The following is an 18,870-nucleotide window of genomic DNA, read 5'->3' on the forward strand; positions in this document are numbered from 1 at the left end:
TCCTCATCGACAAGCGCCCGCCCGGACAAAAGCCGTCCCGGCGGGCGCGAAGGATACGGTCGTCTGCCGGCTACGCAGCCGTCCGTGCGCCGACAGCCTCCATGGGGATGCGCAGGCAGTCGTGCTTGGGAAGCGCGACGAAAACGCGGTCGCCGTCGTCGAACAGATGGAAGCTGCGGAACAGCGTGTCGACGCGGAACTCCACGCCCGACGCGTCAAGCGTGTAGCGCAAGACGTTGCCGCGAGGCACGTTGCGCACCACCGTCGCCTCGACGACGTAAGCCGCGTCGTCGACCAGCGGCTCGGCGGAAACGGCGATGGTCTCAGGGCGAATCGCCACCATGTGCCCGTCGTCGACCGTATCGCCCGTGAGCGCGCGGAACTCATCGGCGGTCAGGAGGTTGTAGCTGCCGATGAAGCTCGCCGCGAACTCCGAGACGGGATTCGTGTAGACCTGCACCGGGCTGCCCGCCTGCTCGATGCGACCGGCGTGGAACAGCTGAATCACATCGGACATGACCATGGCCTCGTCCTGATCGTGGGTGACGAAGATCGTCGTCAGTCCCAGCTCCTGCTGGATCTCGCGGATACGGCTCTGCAGGGCGCGGCGCAGCTTGGCGTCGATGGCCGACAGCGGCTCGTCGAGCAGCAGGACATCGGGCTCGGTCACGATCGAGCGCGCGAGGGCAGCGCGCTGCTGCTGGCCGCCGGACAGGTTCGCCGGATAGGAGCGCTCCTTGCCGGTGAGCTCGACCATCGCGATGGCATCGGCGACCTTCTTCTCGATGACGTCGGGCGCCACCTTTTTCATCTTGAGGCCGAAGGCGATGTTTTGCTCCACCGTCATGTTGGGAAACAGGCTGTACTGCTGGAAGACCATGCCGATGTTGCGCTTGGACGCCGGCACGTCGGTGATGTCGCGACCGTTGAGGATGATCTTGCCCTCGCTGACCTGCTCCAGACCGGACAGGCAGCGCAGCAGCGTGGATTTGCCGCATCCCGAGGGGCCGAGCAGCGTCACCAGATCGCCCTGCTCGATACCGAAATCGATATGGTCGAGGACGGTGTTGTCGCCGAAGCGCTTCACCACGTTTTTGAACTCGATGTAGGACATCGCATTACTCCTTCTCGGTTTTCCGTGCGCTGCTCTGCAGCTTGAGGACCAAGGCGGTCACCGCACCCACCACCAGGAAGATGATGACGACGATGGCGCTCGAAAGACCGCTCGATTTATCCATATTGGCCTGCAGGAACACCTGGATGTTCTGATAGTTGGTGCCCGCGATGTTGTTGGCGAGCACGAAGTCGCCGAAGACGATGCTTTGGGCAAGCAGACTCGAGACGAGGATGCCCGAGACGATATTGGGCAGGACCACCTGCACGTAGGCGCGAAAGCGGCTGCATCCGAGCATCTCGGCCGCCTGGATGAGCATCTCGGCGTCGATGGCGTTGAGCGCGTTGCGGATACCCTGGTAGATATAGGGCAGCACGAGGATGGTGTAAGCGCCGAACAGCATCACCATGCGGTTGGACAGGACGGTTCCCGTCCCCGTGTACAGGGAGATGATGCCGATGGACAAGATCACGCCCTGCAGCGCGTAGGGGATCATGCACACGAACTGCATGACGTTGCCGAGCTTGCGATTGATCGCGACGACCACGTACATCGCAAGCAGCAGCAACGCAATCGTGATGACGACGCTCACCAAGCACAGCACGAGCGTGCGGCCGATGGAAGCCCAAAAGGTCGCGTTGCTGAACAGCTCGATGTAGTTGCGAAGGGTGAATCCCGAAGGAAGGATGTCGGTCCACTCCACAAACAGCGAGTAGATAAACGTGACGGCAAACGGAACCAGCAGATACAGGCCCACGACGGCAAGGAAGATCTTGGCGCCAAGCGAAGTCTTCTTGCCGCGCGGCGCGCTTTTGGAATGGGCACTCATACGATCTCACGACCTTTCGCGGCGCGCTTGGTGAAGTGGTTGTTGATGAGCGTGCATGCGACCATGAGCAGGATGAGCACGACGGCAAGGGCGCTGCCCGTCGCGGCATCCACCTGAACGTCACCTTTGAACTTCGAGGTGATCTGCAGGGGCAGCAGGGCGAAGTTGTTCATGACGAGCGCGTAGGCGGTCGCATAGGCGGCGAGCGCGTTTGAGAACAGCACGGACAGCGTGCCCAGGATGGAGGGCATGAGGTTCGGGATGACGATCTTGAACCAGTAATCGATCGGCGTCGCCTTGAGGATGATCGCCGCCTCGCGCCACTCCTTGCGGATGCCGGAAAACGCAGGCAGAAGCAGCAGGGTCGCCAACGGGATCTGGAAGTAGATATACAGGATCACAAGGCCCTGGCTGCCATACAGATCGAAGTCCGCCAGAAAGGGAATGCCCCAGGTGCGCCCCATGATGGTAAGCACGCCGGAGTTGCCCATGAGCACCATGAAGGCGAAGGCGAGCGGCACGCCGGAGAAGTTCGACATCATGTTGAGGATGAGCGTGAAGACGCCCCGCACGCGCTCGCTCGACTCGTAGGCGAAGCGTGCGGCGAGGAACGCCACCACGATGCCGACGACGGCGGACAGCAGGCTGATCCAGACGCTGTTCCAAATGGACTGCTGATACAGCGGCGTCGTGAAGATCTTGATGAAGTTCTCGAGACCAGGTGCGCCGGATTCCTTGCCGATCAGGCTGTCGATCAGAATCTGCGCCAAAGGCAAGAACTCGTAGGCGATGACCACGAGCGCAAACGGGATGAGCGCGGCGTATCCGAGCCACATGCGACGCTTCGTCGCCTTGGCCGGGGAGCTCGCGGATGAGGATGTCGCCATGTTCGACCTCCTTTGCAAACAAGACGCCGTGACGCGGGGCAGCTGGCGCAGCCGCTCCGCGTCACGGACAGGAAGGGACGTTGGATGATTAGCCGATCATCGGGATGATGTTCTCCTGATACCAGGTGATGAGCTCTGCGCAGACATCGGTCCACTTGTCGTTGTCGACATCCACGACGTTGTCGCCGTAGGCGGAATCATCGAGATGGAGGGCCTTGACGTCCTCGGGCAGCTCGACGTCGCGGATCGGCGTCGCGAAGCCGCGGGCAAGGTTGATCTGGCCCTCGTCGGACAGGATGTACTCGCGGGCCAGGCACGCGGCAGCCGGATGCGGCGCGTACTTGTTGATGATGGTGCAGTAGCCCGAGCGCACGCTGGCGTCCTGCGGAATCGTCACCGTGAAGGAGGCGTCCGGATTGTTCTCGAGAATCTGGGCACGATAGTTCATGGTGTTGTAGTCCCAGTGCAGGGCGACTGCGATCTCGCCGCTCTCGAGGCGCGCGATGGAGGGGTCGCCGGTGTCGAGGCGACCGGCCTCGGCGAGCTGGGTCAAGAAGTCGTAGGCGGGCTGCATATCGTCGATGCCTCCGCCCAGCGCATACGCGGCAGCGAGTACGGCGTACTGCGAGGAGGCGCCGGCGACGACGTCGCCGATGGTCACCTTGTAGTCGCCATCGAGGATATCCTGGTAGCTCGTGGGCGCGTTGGGAACCTGCTCGTCGTTGGCGATGAAGGACATGGTGCCGTAGTAGCCGACCACCCAGTCGCCGTCATCGTCCTTCGCCCAATCGGGGATCTCATCCCAGTAGCTGGTCTTGTACTTGAGGGTGACACCCTCCTCCTCGGCGGTCGGGCCCCACTGCTGGCCCACATCGCCGATGTCCTTGGTGCCGTCAGTTCCCTCCTGCTTGAACATGGCGATCTCCTCGGCGGAGGACATGTCCTGGTCGGTATGGGCGATGCCGTACTCGGCCTCGAGGTCCTCCCAGGTCTCGACCCAGTTTGCCCAGGTGTCGGGCATGCCGACGGAATTGACCTCGCCCTCCTCCTGCGCCTGCGCGATGATCTCGTCGAGCGACATGCTGTTGTAGTCGACTTCCTCGACGGGCTCGCCGCCCTCGCTGCAGCCGGTCAGGCCGATGCTCGCCGTGGCGGCAAGCCCGGCGGCACCCGCCAGCATCGCAAAGAACTGCCTACGGGACATGCCGCGCTCGATCGCCGCACGAACAACCATGTTCCTATCCATGGATGCTCTCCAATCTCCTCTTCGTGGAAAACCGTTTGCGCAGCGGATTATTCCAACAGCTTCGATGGAGTTTTCCGAGCTAGACGTCGTACTCGAAATCCGCCGCGCGCAAAACCTCGGTCACTATAGCGAGCCGGCAGCGCGTGCGGGCGCATGGGACGCCATCCTTTGCACGGGCCTGACAGGTTTTGCGTAAGCGCTTACATCCTCTCAGCGTCTCTTGATAAACCCGGTACGATGCACTTACGAAAACGCCCTCGGTGCGCGGCGGAGCGGCATGAAAAAACGGCTCCCGCATCACTCGGATGCAGGAGCCGTTCCGCATACTCGCTTATGTATCGGCAAGGACGGCCGTCCTCGCCGCAACCAGCCTAGCGGTTATCGCTCACGATGCGCAGCAGACGGATGAACACGTTCACGATGTCCAAAAACAGGTTGCACGCCATGAAGACGGCATTGGGAACGGTGGGCGCCATCGTGGCTGCCGTGTGCATGTCGTAGCCGATGAAGCCGCAGAACACGACCACGACCGCGATGTCCAGCCAAGTCTGGTCCACGCCCATGAGCAGCATGATGAACTGCACGACGATGAGCGCGAGCAGGCTCACGCTCAAGACGCCCGCGATGCGCTGGAACACGTGCGGGAACGCAAGGCCGAGCGCGCCGAACACGGCGGTGATGCCCGCTGTCGCGATGAAGGCGGTGTTGATGGTCGGCAGGTCGTATGCCATGACCGTCATGGAGAGCATGAGGCCGAAGGTGCAGATGAACAGCGCAAAGCCCGCCAGCGAGCGCGCGACGGACTGGCGCTTGACCGCGCTGCTCATGAGCAGGATGCCCGCGATGGTGCCGGCAAACGAGCCGATCAGGTACAGCAGGCTGTTGCGCGCCACCCACATCATGAAGGCGGGCGTGGAGACGATGTTGACGCCCAGGCTCATCACGCAGAAGCCGCCGAAGATGAGGCCGGCGATGATGAGGTTGTAGGCGCGCGGGCTGATGGGGCGGGCGGAGCGCTCCTCTGCCCTGATCGGAGAGACATCTCGCTGGATCTCGTTCATGGCGATCCTTTCACTCGAAGGTGCTCACATTGTACCCGTGTCCGACGATTCCGCAGTTAGAAAGCGGAAGAGATTTCCGCATCGGCAACACAGGCGCACAAGGGGGGGCTTGGCCCCGTATGACAAGCGGACCCCGCGCACGATCGCACGGGGTCCGCTTGATGCAAGCGCTATCGGTTCGGTTGGAGTAGGTTACTCCTCGACGAGCTCAAACTGATCGGGGCCGACGCCGCAGACGGGGCAGACGTAGTCCTCGGGCAGCTCAGGCGTGTCGACCTCGACCTCGTAGCCGCACACGACGCACACGAACTTATACTTCTTCTCGTCAGCCATGATGACATCCTTTCGTAGGCGATGAACATATGGCTAGTATATCCAGCTCGCGCGAAATCTAACCGACGATTCCGCCAGCGCAGATTCTTCGCAATTAGGACACATTCTCAATAGTTACAACCGCTCCGCCATCGCGCGCTATCCCTGATAGCTCGATGCCTTCGGCGGGGTCTTGCCCTTGAGCGTCGCGTGGTAGTAGGCATAGGTGAGCGGCTCTTCATCCGAAAGCCGCTGAGCATCGACCACGTCGCCGATAAACAGCAGGTGGGTACCCGCGTCCACCGTCTCAACCACGCGGCACGCGAACAGCGCGCAGGCGTGCTCGGGCGAATACGGGCTGCCAACCGCCGAGGTCTCGCAGCCGTATTTCTCGAACTTGTCGAAGTTCGCACTCGTGCGGAACCCGAAGTTGCCGATATAGGGCATGTCCGCCGTCTTGTCGATCGCGGTCACCGTGAACGCGCCGGCGCGTTCGATCACGCCCGTCGTGACGTTGTCCTTGTGCACGGCGACCATGAGCCGCGGCGGGGTGGCGGTCACCTGCGTTGCGGTGTTGATGACGCAGCCCGCACGCTGGCCGTCCGCCTCGGCCGAGACGACATACAGCCCGTAGCTCATCGAGAAAAAGGCGGTCATATCCATGGGAATCCCTTCCTTAAAATGAATACTGCTGCCCTTATACCCGCTTGCTGCCGGCGAAGCGAGGCGCGCGGAATCACAATCTCTACCGAGCTTCAGGGCGCGAGCTTGTCCCGATATGTCGAGAGCGCCTTGAGCGCATCGTCTTCGGAAAGGCCGGTCAGTTGCAGATCGGCGATATAGGCCTCGAAGATCGACAGCGCCGTGTCCCCCTCCGCGCTCGCAGGGCCCGGATCCGCTCCCCACGCGAGCAGCTGATCGATGGCGTCTTCCGTCTGCGCAAGACAGGCCGCCTCGTCCCCGTCATAGGCGTCCCAATACCCCTCGAACGCGCCCGTGCACGCCCACATGAGGGGCGTCCAGCCGGTATCCTCGTCCTGGATGTTGATATCCGCACCGCGCTCGATCAGCGCCTGCACGGCGTCGAGCTCGGCGTTGCCCTCCTCGCACACCCACAGCAGCGGGTATTGGGAGCGGTAGGCCTCGCCTGAGATATCGGTGCGATCGAGCGGTGCATTCACATCGATGGGGTGCCCGAGCCCGTCGAGCTCGTCGAGCAGCGGCCCCACGCATCGCGCGGAGCGGTACTCGAAGGCGAGCGCAAGCAGGTTCTCGGGCGTGTCGCCCTGCGCGTCGTCGAAGGCAAACGTGGTCGCCGTCAAGCAGCGCGCGAGCTCGTCGGGATTATCGTGCCGCACCGCCTCGCACGCATCGTTGTAGTTGGCCGTGGTGTAATCCACCGCAAACGGCACGATAACCTGCGTGAGCGAAAACGCGAGCACGGGAATGCTGACGGCGTACAGCACGATGGGGATGGCGATGAGCGCGCCGAGCTTCTTGCCCGCGGCGCGCCTGCGGGGCGTGCGCACGGCGAAGACGATCGTCAGGGTGACCGCCACGAGAAAGAGCCCGAGGGCGCCCAAGAACGCGATGAGAAACGCAGCGCCCATTGCGAGCAGCGCTCCCAGCAAAACGAGAACCGAGCATCCTCCCATAGGGCATCGCACTCCTTGGTGTCTAGCGACTGCGCTGCTTGAGAGCGCGGTCGATCTCGCGCTGGACGTCGCGCTTGGCCATGTCCTCGCGCTTGTCGTAGAGCTTCTTGCCGCGACCGAGGCCCAAGGTGAGCTTCACGCGGCCGTTGTCGTCGAAGTACAGCTCGAGCGGCACGAGTGCGTAGCCGCGGTTGCGCAGCTTGGCGTCGAGGTAGTTAATCTGCTTGCGGTGGAGCAGCAGCTTGCGCCGACGGTCCGGGTCGCGGTTGAAGATCGAGCCATGGCTATAGGGGTGGATGTGCACGCCCACCAGCCAGCACTCGCCGCCGCGGATGAGGGCGAAGGTGTCGGTGATCTGGCAGGCGCGCTCGCGCAGGCTGCGGACCTCGGTGCCGGCGAGCACGATGCCGCACTCGAAGGTCTCCTCGATGAAGTACTCGTGATGCGCAGAGCGGTTCTTGGCGATGGTCTTGCGCTCCTTGCGGCTAGGCATGCTCGGCCTCCCCCGCTGCAGGACCCGCTTCGGCGCCGTCGGCGCGCTCCGCCGCGAGCTCGGCGTCAGACTCGCGGATGAGCTTGACGAGCGCGCGGCACGCCTCGTCGCCGATCAGGCCGCGCGCGCGGACCGTCAGCTGCGTCGCCTCGTTGCGATCCCCCGCCGCCGCGGCGTCAGAGGCGCACATAAGCAGGCAGATCGCGATCTCGGCGGACGGGGTGGCGTCCACGCCCTGCGCCGCGAGCTCGGAGACGGCCTCCTCGTCGGTGGCCTCGGCCGCTTCGGGGCGCTCGGACGCCAGACGCTCGGCAAGCGCCTCCACGCGCGCGTCATGCGGCGCCAGGCGCTGCGCGGTGCGCGCGCAGCCCGATGCGGCGAGCGCGTTGTGCGCGTCGAGGAAGAACTCTCCCAGGTTCGCGTAGGCGCGCGCGGCGGAGCGCGCATCGCTTGCGCGCTCGATGACCGAATGGCTGAGCGCCGCCCACTCCTGCGTATCGTCGAGCGCGCGGAAGAGCTCCGCCAGATCCAGACGATAGGCGCAGTTCATGGGATTCCAGCGCACGGCCTGGGAGAGCGCATTGCGCGCGCTCACGTAGTCCTGCTGGCAGATGTAGGCGAAGGCGAGCGCCGAATAGAGGCGGTCGAAGGGCACCTCGACCTGCACGAGCGTGCGCGGATCGCGCTCGATGCGACGGTACGCCAGACGCTCGAACGCATCGGCGAAGCTGAAGTACTGCACCTCATCGGTGGTCTTGCACTCCGCGTCGATATACTCCTCCGCCTGCTCGACAAGGCGCTCGAGCAGCGGCGTGGCCGACGCGAGGTCGCCTGCGGCCAGGTACGCCTCGGCCTGCTCGATATCCATCTCCGAAATAGGTAGGTCCACGATTCCTCCTGTTGGGTTCGCTGAGCTATCAGTGTAGCGCACGGCTTGCGTGGATGAGCCTGAAATCGACATGCCCTCGCACGGGATTCGCCCCGATGACCTCGACGACGACCCGCGTCCCCAGCGCGAGGGTGCGGCCCGTGGCGGTACCCGTCAGCTGCAGCAGGTCCTCGTCGAGGTCCCACCACTCGTTGCCGCCCAGCTCGCTCATGCGCACCAGGCCCTCCGCACCCGTATCGTCCAGGCGCACGAAGGCGCCCATGGTGTCGATCCACGAAACGCAGCCGGCGAAGCGCTCCCCTATGCGCCGCGCATAGTACTGGGCGACCTTCACCTTCTGGGACGCGTGGGCTGCGGCGTCGGCCGTGCGCTCCGCAGCGCTCGACTGCCGGCAGAGCTGCGGCAGAATGCGCACGAGCGCCTGGTCACCGGATCCGACGAGCGCGCCTGCGCGCTCGCGGGCGCGCGGGCGCCCGAGCCGCTCCAGCGCCAGCTGGTACTTGAGCGCGCGGTGCACGAGCAGGTCGGGATAGCGCCTGATCGGGCTCGTGAAGTGACAGTACGCGCCGGCGCCGAGCGCATAGTGCCCCGCGTTGTGCGGGCGGTACACCGCGCGCTGCATGGCGCGCAGCAGCAGCGCGTTGACCAGGGGCGCAAACCCCGTATCGTGGCTCGCAACCACCGCCTGCTCGATGGCGGAGGGGTCGCCCGCCCGGATTCCCGCGGCCACCGCGCGATCGATCGCCCCGATGCCTGCGAGTGTCTTGGCGGCCGCCGAGAGCTCGTCGGGCGATGGCGCCTCGTGCACGCGATACGCCGCGTCCAGGCCGCGGTCGGCAAGCCAGCCGGCGACGCATTCGTTTGCCAGCAGCATGGCCTCCTCGACAAGCGACGTCGCCCTCGTGCGCTCGCGCGTCACGATGCGCTCGGGCAGGCCCGTCTCGTCGAGCAGGGCATGGACCTCGACCGTCTCGAAATCAATCGACCCGCGCCGCCGCCTGATCTCGCGCCTGGCCTGCGCCAGGGCGTCGGCATCGCGCAAAAACGCCGGAAGGTCGACGCCGCATCGCGACGCGCGCTCGCACGCCGCACGGGCGCGCTCGGCATCGTCCGCGCGTGCATCGTCGATACCGTCCGCAAGCAGGACATCGACCGCATCGTAATCGGTGCGCACGCGCGAACGAATGACGCTCGGATAGGCCGTATGGCCGCGCACCCGCCCGCGACGGTCAAGTTCGATATCTACTGTGAACGCCAGACGATCTACGTCCGGCTTAAGCGAGCACAGCTCGCACGACAGCTCCTCGGGAAGCATCGGCAGCACGCGATCGGCCAGGTAGACCGACGTGGCGCGACGGCGCGCCTCCAGATCCACATGCGACTCCCACGGCACGTAGTGGGAGACGTCGGCGATATGGACGCCGAGTTTCCAGCCGCCCTCAGGCGTCCGCTCCACCGAGATGGCATCATCGAAGTCGCGCGCGTCAATCGGGTCGATCGTGATCGCGAATCGCTCGCGGATGTCGCGCCGCAGCGGATCGGCAAGGGCCGCATCGATATCCAACGCATAGCCGCGCGCCTCGTCGACCGCCGCCCGCGGATAGCCGTCCGCCAGGTCGTAGCGCGCCATGACGCACTGGATTCCCAGATCGGGAGCATCGGAGCTGCCGATACGACGCTCGATCGTCACGACGCCGGACTCGTAGCGCGTAGGATAGCTCACGATGCGCGCGCTCACGATGTCGCCCGGCTGCACCCCGCAGGCCGCCGCCGAACCGTCGCGCGGCAGCACGAAGAAGTCCTGGCGCACACGCGTGTCGAGGGGGCGCACGACCCCGAGCGGGCCGGCGACGTCATAGGTGCCCACGAGCACCTCGGTCACGCGCGAGACCGTGCTCTCGACCACGGCCCGCATCTGACCGCCCGGTCCGCGATGCAGGCTGAACGTCACGGTGTCGCCGTTCATCGCCTCGCGGACCCCGCGCTGCGTCAGCCGAAACTCACCTTCCGACGACTCGACGAACGCGCCGGTATCGGTGATGCGCACGGTGCCGGTCAATCGCCCCGTATGCCGCGAGCGCGTCGGACGACGCGCACCGCCTTTGCGTTTGCGCCCCATGGCACCTCCCTTTTCGTTTCTTGTGTTCGTATACCCTTGCGTCCGAGCGCATAACAAGTGCTGCAGCGCGGACGCGCTTGCGTCAAAAAAGCGCCGAGCCGCCCGCAGGCGACCCGGCGCATCAGGCCCTATCGGAGATGCCGCTACACCTTGAGGTAGCGGCCCATGGCGATGGCGGAGCCGAACAGACCGATCACGATGCCCACGATCACGAGGGCGGCGTAGGTCATGAGATACATCTCGATCGGCAGGGCGAACGAGATGAACGAGACGGCGTTCTGGATCGCCGGGATGCCGAAGTTGCGAATCAGCTCCAGTGCGCCGATGGCGAGCAGCGCGCCCAGGATGGACTGCATGACGCCCTCGGTGATGAACGGCCCGCGGATGAAGCTGTTGGAGGCGCCGACCAGGCGCATGATGCCGATTTCGCGGCGGCGCGCTGTGATGGACAGGCGGATGGTGTTGTTGATGAAGATGAAGGCGATGAAAGTCAGCAGACCGACGAGCACGACCGCGGCGATGCGGATGTAGGTGGTCACCTGGAACAGGCGGCCGACCTCCTCCTGGCCGTACAGCACGCTCGCGTTCACGTCACCGTCGACGTCATCGACATCGGGGTCCTCGTCATCGACGATCTCGCGGAAGTCCGGGTCCTCCTTGATGCGCTCAGCGGTGGACTGGACCTGCGAGGGATCGTTCATCTCGATGACGAAGGAGCGGGGCAGCGGGTTCTCGCCGTCGAGGGCGGCCAGCGTCGCCTCGGCGTTGTTCGAGATGTTGCCGGTGTAGTCGGCCAGCGCGTCCTCCTTGGTCTTGAAGTCGACGCTGCTGACGTTCTCCCAGCTCTCGAGCTTGTCGCGGAACGCCTCGATCTGCTCGTCCGTGGCGTCGTCAGAGATGAAGGCGTTGATGGTGACCTGCTGCTCCACCGTGCCGATCACGGAGTTCACCAGAGCGGAGCCCATGATGAACAGGCCGATGATGAACAGGGACAAGAAGATCGTGATGACGGCGCCGAGCGAGGTTCCCAGGTTGCGGAAGAAGTGACTGCCCGCCTCGCGCAGCGAATATCCAAAGTTACTAGGCGCCATAGCTGCCGTAACCTCCCCTCTCCTGGTCGCGAACGACATGACCGGCCTCGAGCGCGATGACGCGGCGGTGCATGGAGTCGACCATCTCGCGGTCGTGCGTGGCGACGACGACCGTCGTACCGGTGCGGTTGATGCGCTCGAGAAGCTTCATGATGCCCAGCGAGATCGCCGGGTCGAGGTTGCCCGTGGGCTCGTCGCAGATGAGCAGCGGCGGACGGTTGACCATCGCGCGCGCCACGGCGACGCGCTGCTGCTCGCCGCCGGAGAGCTGATCGGGATAGGAGTCCATCTGGTCGGCGAGGCCGACGAGGCGCAGCACCTCGGGGACCTGGCTGCGGATGACCGCGCGGGGCTTGCCGATGCACTCGAGCGCGAAGGCGACGTTCTCGTAGGCGGTCTTGTTGGGCAGCAGCTTGAAGTCCTGGAACACCGTGCCGATCTGGCGGCGCAGGAACGGCACCTTGCGGTTCTTGATGCGCATGAGGTCCTGACCGGCGACGAGCACGCGACCGGACGTCGGCTTGACGTCGCGGACCATGGTGGACAGCAGCGTGGTCTTGCCGGATCCGGAGTGGCCGACGAGGAACACGAACTCACCGGGGTAGATCTCGAGGTTCACGTCGTCGAGCGCGGGCTTGTTGGGCTGCGCGGCGTAGATCTTGGTGAGGTGCTCCATCAGGATGACGGGCTCGACACCTGCCTCGCGGGCCATCTTCTTACGCGACTCGCCGACCGGCGCGAACACCGACGTGAAGTCGGGGCTCTGCAGCGCGGAGTCGACGTCGGCGATCTGGCGCTGCTCGGTGGCGTCCGTCGAGGGCACCGCCGGGCCGGCCTGCGTCATGAACACCCCGGTCGGGGCGGGCGCGGGCGGCTGGTCGGGCGACGGGATGTTTGCCAGCGGCGTCGATGCGGCAGCGGGCGCAGGGGGATCCATGGGATCGGGAACCTGCATCGCGCCCACCTGGTCGAGCGACGGATTGTATGCAAAGGGATCGGATGCGGTCTGCGCGTTCACGGGCGCAGGTGCCTGCGCGAACAGGTCTTCTCCACCGGTTGAAGCCAAGGGGTCGGATGCGTACTGCGCATCGGACGCCATCGGCTGCGGAGCAGCCTGCTCGTCACTGGGCTTACGGAAGTGGTTACCCACTATAAGCTCCTTCGTGTCGTGCGTTTGAACTACATAGACTCCGATATTCTATCAGTGAATGCCCCTATGCACAGAGTTTGCACGACCGGCATGCATGGACGTCCCCCGATAGCGCGCAAAAGATGCATCGAACGCAGACGGCAGACGGCACCCGCCACGCGTGCTGCAGCGGGTGCCGTCAGGGCATGCGGTATTGCATTGTGACGGAGGACGGGACGGACTACTTGTCGTCCTCGGGCAGCGAGCCGAACGCCTCGATGTACTCGTCGTTGTCCATCCAGTCGATGATGTCGCCGGGCTTGCAGTGAAGCGCCTCGCACATCGCGGTCAGCGTGGAGAAGCGGATGCCCTTCAGGCGACCGGTCTTGATGCGGGAGACGTTGACCGGGGAGATCCCGATCTTCTGGGCGAGCTCGAGCGAGGACATTTTGCGGTCGGCCATCATGCGGTCGAGTCTCATGACGATAGGCACGTGATACCACCTTAGACGATGCTGTCAGAATCCTTCTTTAGCATTCTACCGTATTCGAATACCCCTGCAAGTGCAAAGAACATTGCAGCAAACATTAACAATTGGAGGTCGATTTCTGGATGAACGGCTGCAGGTTGGAACCATGAAACCGGACTGCCGAGCGAATCGACTGTGGGGGCAATTAATCTGACTAAGAACATGCATAGGTTCAAGAACGCCAGGGAGATTAATCGCTCGCTCTGGTCGCGTGTAAATATCTCGCTGTTCTTGCCAATATCCCAGATAAAGTGACTGAAAAGCCAGGCTATCGCTGCAGTCAAAACGGCATTGAAGAGCGTAAATGTGAGATATTGGCAATTTGCCAGAGAAATGCTCTCCCCCATCACCCCTGGAAGCGCGCATAGCGCCGCCGTCGTCGATAAAACGGCAGCAAAGATAGAAAGGGCGCCAACGATTTTTGTGCCCCACATGATTACAAGGAGCTGCCGAGGTTTGGGTACAAGTGGAACATGCTGCTTTAGCCTGCGTTTCATCCGAGACCCCCGTCACCTGCTTACTTAGTAGCCAATCCTTATTCCGAAAACATCAAAGCACAGATCGCGGCTATCGGGCTTTTTCTCAATCGCAAACAGCATGGCAATCATCCTTTCTGGGATGCGAGGGCCGACACGAACGCGTCGACCGCCTTCTCGAGTGCCCGGTCGTAATAGGCGCAGTAGGGATCCGCAGCGTCCAAGCGACCGGTTGCACGGTAAGCGCGCGCTCGACAACCACCTCCGCACAGGTAGCGCTTACCGCACGATGAGCATGTCGCTATCGTATCGACCGCCGGCAGGTCGAACGAGCGCAAGGCGGCGCACACATCCTCGGCGGCATCGACGAACGCGTCGCCGAGCCGATAGTCCCGAGCATGCAGCATATGGCAGGGGTAGATCGATCCATCCGACGCGACGCTGACGCCCTTCCGCCCCGCTCCGCACGAGGTGCGGGCGGCAAGGGCCGACGCGGCATCGAAGCGCCCGTCGTAGTCGACACCCTCCGCGGACGCACCGACCGCAAAAAGGGCATCGGCAAGGCAGCCAAGACAGGCGTCGTCCGGCCACAGGTCCCCGATCTCTGCGCGCGAACCGCTCAGCAGACTGAAGCTGACCGTCGCGTCCAGCGAACGGGCAAGCTCGACATACGCCGCGACGTCGGCAGCGTTTTTCGCATGCAGCGTAGGAAGGATGTGCGGTCGGATACCCGCTCGCGCGATGGCGCGAACCGCTTCGACAAGCCGGTCGAACAGCTGCTCCTGGCGCACATAGGCGCAGGCTTTCACCGAGGTCCCGTCAAACGAGACCGAGACGACGTCCATCAGTCCCGCCAGCTCATCCAAGCGCTCAGGGGTGCACAGCGTTCCGTTGGTGAGCACCGCCACCGAGGTGATGCCCGCATCGCGAGCCGCGCGGACGACGGCGGGAAGGTCGCGGCGCGCAAAGGGCTCGCCGCCCGATATCACCAGGCGCTCGACGCCCAGCTCGGCCAAAAGGACCACCGCGTGCTCGAGCTGGGCGCACGTCGGGTCCAGCGCACGGTTGCGGTTGGCGTCGCTCGAATAGCACCCCGTGCACGACAGGTTGCAAGTATTGGTCACATGGAGATAGGCCGACGAAAGCCGGGGCTGTGCCGCGGCGGCAGCGAAGAACCCTTGTGCGGAGAGGTATTCGACCAGTGGGGCACATGATGGCGGAATCTCTGCTGGTGCCACATCGCGCCGCATCAGCTCGACGCACAGGGCATCGCCCTCAGGCGTGAGGCCGACGATGCAGCCCGTCGCCACGTTTCCCACCACGGGGATTCCACCCAGATCAAAGCGCGCAACCGATGCGTTGAATCTCATGGCGCATCCAATCTCCGCGTTAAACTAGATGTCATTATACATATCGTCAGAAATTGGATGTATACGGTAATTTACATCAGGGGTACGCGGCGGCTACTCCTGCAGGCGGACAAGCACGCCGGCGACCGTCATCGTCTCGTCGCTCGGCGAGCCGAACAAAAACGGCTCCTCGGTATAGTCGATCGAAAGCGAGACGACCAGGTTTCCGTCGAGCCCCACGACACCGGTGATCGACGCCGTGCCCGCACCGCCCGTGCTCGTGCCCTCGCCGGCAAACGTATACGACTGCCCGTCGCCCTGACGATAGGCGGCCGCGTCGTCGGTCGGCTCCGCGGGGGCGAGCGTGCACTGGAGCGTTCCACTCACCGAAGCGGCGCCGAAACCCGGGGTCGATGCGCGGTACTCGATGGCAAACGTGCCCGATTGCTCATCAAACCCCAACAGCGTGACGTCCGTCAGCGCGCCCGTGTCGCCGTCGCCCGGCGCATATGCACCCTCGAGAGCCGCCGCGTCGTAGGTGACCGTCCGCTCGGATGCGCCCTCGGAGCGCGCCCACGCCGTTCCGTCAAAGGTATAGGTGTAGGGCGTCGATACCGTGCTTGCGGCAAACCAGAGGTCAAACGTGCGCTCGGCGGTATAGGTGCACGTTTGCGCAGCGGCATCGAAGGCCGGATCGAATCCGTCCGGGAACTCGTCGTCAACCGTCACGCCGGCGATCGCCCGCGTGGTCGCAGAGGACGCGACGACCGCACCCGACCAGCCGGAATCGGTGGCGGGCGCGTTTTTCAGCTCGGAATAGCGGGCCCTCTCAGATGACCGGGCAAGCTTGATCGTCGCGTTCACCTCGGAGGAGAAGCTTTCGTTTTCGAGCCGGGCCGTCACATCGGCAATGGAGGACCCGTCGTCGTCTGTCTGAACCGAAACGACCTGAACGTCCTCGAGGGCATACGGTGAGGGCTCGACGTAATCGTCGGATGCGAAGCCGTCCATAAACGACGTGTCCGCCTCGAGCACCTGGGTGACGACGGTCGCGTCCACGCGCGTCAGCGACGAGATGCCCCACCATGCCGCAAGACCGATCAGCACGAGCGCGACGGCGGCGCCGGCGGCGATCAGGACGCGACGGCGCGGAAAGCGCGGGGCGTCGGGCAGCGCGGCATTCTCCGACGTCTCGGTCGATGTCGTTGCCGTCTGCTGGGCTGCGACGCGCAGGCTCGCCGGCATCTCCTGCGTGCCGCCGGAGCGCGTCGCCTCGGTGAGCACCGCGGTCGTGGCAGCCGGCATGAGCAGGGTCTCCATGGCCTGGTCGCGCTCGCGCATGTCCTGGACGGCAAGCGCGGCGCGCTCGCATGCGTCGGCAAACGAGGGAGTGCCCGTCTCAGGCGTCGCGGGCGTCGCGGTCACCGCTTGCGTATCGGCAGCATCGACGGGAGCCGACGCGTCCTCGCGCTGCATATCGCTCATGAATCAACCCCCGTTGTCGCTTGATACCGGAATCGTTGGCCATCACGGCCGACAAAAGTGTACCCCATGGCGGGGCCGTGCCGCCCGCACCCCGCGAAAACGCGCCATGCGGTTGAGGCAAGCAGAAAGAACCGGGCGTCGCGGCGCAAGGCCACAACGCCCGGTCATGCGCAGCCGATATCCCGATGGCGCTACGCCACGAACTCCTTGACGGCAGCCGCAACGCTCTCGGCGTCCAGGCCGTACTTGTGGAGCAGGTCGACGGCGGGGCCGGACTCGCCGAACACGTCGTTCACGCCGACCTTCTTGACGGGGACGGGGTGCTTCTCGGCAAGCGCCGCGCAGACGGCGTCGCCCAGGCCGCCGATCACCGAGTGCTCCTCGCAGGTGACGACGCGGCCCGTCTTCTTGGCGCTCTCGACGATGATATCCTCGTCGAGCGGCTTGATGGTGTGGATGTTGATGACCTCGGCGTCGATGCCCTGCGCAGCCAGGGTCTCGGCGGCCTCGAGCGCGGCCTGGACCATGAGGCCGCACGCGACGATGGTCACGTCTTTGCCCTCGCGCAGCTTGATGCCGCGGCCGATCTTGAACTCGTAGCCGTCGCTATCGTTGATGACCGGCACGGCCAGGCGGCCGAAGCGCATGTACACGGGTCCGTCGAACTCGTAGGCGGCACGCACGGCGGCCTTTGCCTCGACGTCGTCGGACGGGACGATGACCGTCATGCCTGGAATGGCGCGCATGAGGGCGATGTCCTCGCAGCACTGGTGCGTGGCGCCGTCCTCGCCGACCGAGATGCCGGCGTGCGTGGCACCGATCTTGACGTTAAGGTGCGGGTAGCCGACGGAGTTGCGCACCTGCTCGAACGCGCGACCGGCGGCAAACATCGCGAAGGTGCTCGCAAAGGCGACGCGCCCGGTGGTGGCGATGCCGGCGGCAAGGCCCATCAGGTTGGACTCGGCGATGCCGGCGTCAAAGAAACGGTCGGGATAGGCCGCCTTGAACTTGCCGGTCTGGGTCGCCGCCGCAAGGTCGGCATCCAGGACGACGAAGTCGTCGTGCTCGGCGCCCAGCTCGACGAGAGCCTCGCCGTAGCTCTGGCGCGTTGCGATCTTCTTCACGTCAGCCATGCTTTACGCCTCCTTCGCGAGCTCGGCCAGAGCCTGCTCGAACTGCTCGTCGTTGGGCGCCTTGCCGTGCCATCCGACGTTGTTCTCCATGAAGGAGACGCCCTTGCCCTTCACGGTCTCGGCCACGATGCACACGGGCTGCCCCTTCACCTCGCGGGCCGCGTCGAAGGCGGCGCGGATCTGCGCCATGTCGTTGCCGTCGGCGAGCTCGATCACGTGGAACTTGAAGGCGCGGAACTTGTCGGCGATGGGCATCGCGGAGTTGACCTCCTCGATGGTGCCGTCGATCTGCAGGCCGTTGTGGTCCACGATCAGGCAGAGGTTGTCCAGCGCGTGGTTGCCGGCAAACATCGCGGCTTCCCAGACCTGACCCTCCTCGATCTCGCCGTCGCCGAGCAGGCAGTAGGTGCGATAGCTATCGCCCCAGTGCTTGGCGGCAAGCGCCATGCCCACGGCGGCGGAGATGCCCTGGCCGAGAGAGCCCGTGGACATGTCCACGCCCGGCGTGTCGTTCATGTTGGGGTGGCCCTGCAGGTGGCTGCCGATGTGACGGAGGGTCTCGAGGTCGGACTTGGGGAAGTAGCCGCGCTCGGCGAGCACCGAGTACAGCGCGGGGGCGCAGTGGCCCTTGGAGAGCACGAAGCGATCGCGGCCGGCGGCATGCGGATCTGCCGGGTCGACGTTCATCTCCTCGAAGTACAGATAGGTGATGATGTCCGCAGCTCCCAGGGAGCCGCCCGGATGGCCGGACTTGGCGGCGTGGACAGCCGTCACGATCCCGCGACGGACCTCGTTGGCAACCTTTTTGAGCTCGTCGTCGCTCATGGTGCCTCCTTTCGTGGGCGTGCGCGGGGGCATGCCCTCCCCCGCGTCACATAGACCATGCAACGGCACCGTTCGGGTGCCGACCTCGACCGTTCGGAGCGTGTCGGCGCTCCGCCCGCAGGCACTTTCACCATACCACACGCAGCTGTTCACCTCGTGCGCTTTCGCGTAACGGAGTCAAAGCGGCCACGAGCGTCCCGCCGGTCGCGCGCCGGCAGGGTCCTGAGCGATTCCGCAGGCCGAAGGCC

19 protein-coding genes are annotated in these 18,870 nt (G+C 64.6%); all 19 read right to left on the reverse strand.

The annotated features are described in order from the left end of the window. Positions 1-70: 70 nt before the first annotated feature. The 19 genes from QUW00_RS03855 to QUW00_RS03945 all read right to left on the reverse strand — a co-directional run bounded on the left by QUW00_RS03855 (position 71) and on the right by QUW00_RS03945 (position 18,622). Positions 71-1,114, reverse strand: coding sequence for an ABC transporter ATP-binding protein (locus tag QUW00_RS03855; RefSeq protein ID WP_289613081.1), 1,044 nt, complete (start codon positions 1,112-1,114; stop codon positions 71-73). A gap of 4 nt (positions 1,115-1,118) precedes the next feature. Next, positions 1,119-1,943, reverse strand: a complete 825-nt coding sequence (locus QUW00_RS03860) for an ABC transporter permease (protein ID WP_289613082.1) — start codon at positions 1,941-1,943, stop codon at positions 1,119-1,121. After that, the gene (locus QUW00_RS03865; protein ID WP_289613083.1) at positions 1,940-2,830 is read right to left on the reverse strand and encodes an ABC transporter permease; all 891 of its coding nucleotides are present in this window, start codon (positions 2,828-2,830) and stop codon (positions 1,940-1,942) included. Before QUW00_RS03865 ends, QUW00_RS03860 begins: the two co-directional genes overlap by 4 nt. 88 nt (positions 2,831-2,918) lie before the next feature. Continuing rightward, positions 2,919-4,076, reverse strand: a complete 1,158-nt coding sequence (locus QUW00_RS03870; protein ID WP_289613084.1) for an ABC transporter substrate-binding protein — start codon at positions 4,074-4,076, stop codon at positions 2,919-2,921. A gap of 371 nt (positions 4,077-4,447) precedes the next feature. Next, positions 4,448-5,137: a Bax inhibitor-1 family protein gene (locus QUW00_RS03875; RefSeq protein ID WP_289613085.1), complete on the reverse strand. Its 690-nt coding sequence runs from the start codon at positions 5,135-5,137 to the stop codon at positions 4,448-4,450. Positions 5,138-5,329: 192 nt separating this feature from the next. Further along, positions 5,330-5,470: a rubredoxin-like domain-containing protein gene (locus tag QUW00_RS03880; RefSeq protein ID WP_066834651.1), complete on the reverse strand. Its 141-nt coding sequence runs from the start codon at positions 5,468-5,470 to the stop codon at positions 5,330-5,332. Positions 5,471-5,608: 138 nt separating this feature from the next. Continuing rightward, positions 5,609-6,112 (reverse strand): flavin reductase family protein, encoded by a 504-nt coding sequence (locus tag QUW00_RS03885; protein WP_289613086.1) that lies wholly within the window; start codon positions 6,110-6,112, stop codon positions 5,609-5,611. A gap of 92 nt (positions 6,113-6,204) precedes the next feature. Then, positions 6,205-7,104: an ankyrin repeat domain-containing protein gene (locus tag QUW00_RS03890; RefSeq protein WP_289613087.1), complete on the reverse strand. Its 900-nt coding sequence runs from the start codon at positions 7,102-7,104 to the stop codon at positions 6,205-6,207. A gap of 22 nt (positions 7,105-7,126) precedes the next feature. Then, positions 7,127-7,597: an SsrA-binding protein SmpB gene (smpB, locus tag QUW00_RS03895; RefSeq protein WP_289613088.1), complete on the reverse strand. Its 471-nt coding sequence runs from the start codon at positions 7,595-7,597 to the stop codon at positions 7,127-7,129. Continuing rightward, positions 7,590-8,486 carry a tetratricopeptide repeat protein gene (locus tag QUW00_RS03900; RefSeq protein ID WP_289613089.1) on the reverse strand — a complete coding sequence of 299 codons (897 nt, stop codon included), beginning with the start codon at positions 8,484-8,486 and terminating at the stop codon, positions 7,590-7,592. The genes smpB and QUW00_RS03900 overlap by 8 nt, the downstream gene beginning before the upstream one ends. 28 nt (positions 8,487-8,514) lie before the next feature. Continuing rightward, positions 8,515-10,605 carry a ribonuclease R family protein gene (locus tag QUW00_RS03905; RefSeq protein WP_289613090.1) on the reverse strand — a complete coding sequence of 697 codons (2,091 nt, stop codon included), beginning with the start codon at positions 10,603-10,605 and terminating at the stop codon, positions 8,515-8,517. Between the two features lie 143 nt (positions 10,606-10,748). Next, positions 10,749-11,696: a permease-like cell division protein FtsX gene (ftsX, locus tag QUW00_RS03910; RefSeq protein ID WP_289613091.1), complete on the reverse strand. Its 948-nt coding sequence runs from the start codon at positions 11,694-11,696 to the stop codon at positions 10,749-10,751. Continuing rightward, entirely contained in the window at positions 11,686-12,846 is a 1,161-nt protein-coding gene (gene ftsE / locus QUW00_RS03915; protein ID WP_289613092.1) for a cell division ATP-binding protein FtsE, read from the reverse strand. Before ftsE ends, ftsX begins: the two co-directional genes overlap by 11 nt. 220 nt (positions 12,847-13,066) lie before the next feature. After that, positions 13,067-13,318 carry a helix-turn-helix domain-containing protein gene (locus tag QUW00_RS03920; protein ID WP_289613093.1) on the reverse strand — a complete coding sequence of 84 codons (252 nt, stop codon included), beginning with the start codon at positions 13,316-13,318 and terminating at the stop codon, positions 13,067-13,069. An 11-nt stretch (positions 13,319-13,329) separates the two neighbouring features. After that, positions 13,330-13,851 (reverse strand): hypothetical protein, encoded by a 522-nt coding sequence (locus tag QUW00_RS03925; protein WP_289613094.1) that lies wholly within the window; start codon positions 13,849-13,851, stop codon positions 13,330-13,332. A gap of 107 nt (positions 13,852-13,958) precedes the next feature. After that, positions 13,959-15,200, reverse strand: coding sequence for a radical SAM/SPASM domain-containing protein (locus tag QUW00_RS03930; RefSeq protein WP_289613095.1), 1,242 nt, complete (start codon positions 15,198-15,200; stop codon positions 13,959-13,961). 93 nt (positions 15,201-15,293) lie between these two features. After that, the gene (locus tag QUW00_RS03935; protein ID WP_289613096.1) at positions 15,294-16,664 is read right to left on the reverse strand and encodes a hypothetical protein; all 1,371 of its coding nucleotides are present in this window, start codon (positions 16,662-16,664) and stop codon (positions 15,294-15,296) included. A gap of 191 nt (positions 16,665-16,855) precedes the next feature. Beyond that, the gene (locus tag QUW00_RS03940) at positions 16,856-17,797 is read right to left on the reverse strand and encodes a transketolase family protein (protein ID WP_289613097.1); all 942 of its coding nucleotides are present in this window, start codon (positions 17,795-17,797) and stop codon (positions 16,856-16,858) included. A gap of 3 nt (positions 17,798-17,800) precedes the next feature. Then, a complete protein-coding gene (locus tag QUW00_RS03945) occupies positions 17,801-18,622 on the reverse strand; it encodes a transketolase (protein ID WP_289613098.1) in 822 nt (273 codons plus the stop codon). Positions 18,623-18,870 lie beyond the last annotated feature (248 nt).

This window comes from Collinsella tanakaei (assembly GCF_030373545.1).
Classification (GTDB): Bacteria; Actinomycetota; Coriobacteriia; order Coriobacteriales; family Coriobacteriaceae; genus Collinsella; species Collinsella tanakaei_C.

Excerpts from the sequence above, each read along its gene's own strand:
- QUW00_RS03855 (WP_289613081.1), bottom strand. The coding sequence starts at position 1,114 with ATGTCCTACATCGAGTTCAAAAACGTGGTGAAGCGCTTCGGCGACAAC.
- QUW00_RS03860 (WP_289613082.1), bottom strand. The coding sequence starts at position 1,943 with ATGAGTGCCCATTCCAAAAGCGCGCCGCGCGGCAAGAAGACTTCGCTT.
- QUW00_RS03865 (WP_289613083.1), bottom strand. The coding sequence starts at position 2,830 with ATGGCGACATCCTCATCCGCGAGCTCCCCGGCCAAGGCGACGAAGCGT.
- QUW00_RS03870 (WP_289613084.1), bottom strand. The coding sequence starts at position 4,076 with ATGGATAGGAACATGGTTGTTCGTGCGGCGATCGAGCGCGGCATGTCC.
- QUW00_RS03875 (WP_289613085.1), bottom strand. The coding sequence starts at position 5,137 with ATGAACGAGATCCAGCGAGATGTCTCTCCGATCAGGGCAGAGGAGCGC.
- QUW00_RS03880 (WP_066834651.1), bottom strand. The coding sequence starts at position 5,470 with ATGGCTGACGAGAAGAAGTATAAGTTCGTGTGCGTCGTGTGCGGCTAC.
- QUW00_RS03885 (WP_289613086.1), bottom strand. The coding sequence starts at position 6,112 with ATGGATATGACCGCCTTTTTCTCGATGAGCTACGGGCTGTATGTCGTC.
- QUW00_RS03890 (WP_289613087.1), bottom strand. The coding sequence starts at position 7,104 with ATGGGAGGATGCTCGGTTCTCGTTTTGCTGGGAGCGCTGCTCGCAATG.
- smpB (WP_289613088.1), bottom strand. The coding sequence starts at position 7,597 with ATGCCTAGCCGCAAGGAGCGCAAGACCATCGCCAAGAACCGCTCTGCG.
- QUW00_RS03905 (WP_289613090.1), bottom strand. The coding sequence starts at position 10,605 with ATGGGGCGCAAACGCAAAGGCGGTGCGCGTCGTCCGACGCGCTCGCGG.
- ftsX (WP_289613091.1), bottom strand. The coding sequence starts at position 11,696 with ATGGCGCCTAGTAACTTTGGATATTCGCTGCGCGAGGCGGGCAGTCAC.
- QUW00_RS03925 (WP_289613094.1), bottom strand. The coding sequence starts at position 13,851 with ATGAAACGCAGGCTAAAGCAGCATGTTCCACTTGTACCCAAACCTCGG.
- QUW00_RS03930 (WP_289613095.1), bottom strand. The coding sequence starts at position 15,200 with ATGAGATTCAACGCATCGGTTGCGCGCTTTGATCTGGGTGGAATCCCC.
- QUW00_RS03935 (WP_289613096.1), bottom strand. The coding sequence starts at position 16,664 with ATGAGCGATATGCAGCGCGAGGACGCGTCGGCTCCCGTCGATGCTGCC.
- QUW00_RS03940 (WP_289613097.1), bottom strand. The coding sequence starts at position 17,797 with ATGGCTGACGTGAAGAAGATCGCAACGCGCCAGAGCTACGGCGAGGCT.
- QUW00_RS03945 (WP_289613098.1), bottom strand. The coding sequence starts at position 18,622 with ATGAGCGACGACGAGCTCAAAAAGGTTGCCAACGAGGTCCGTCGCGGG.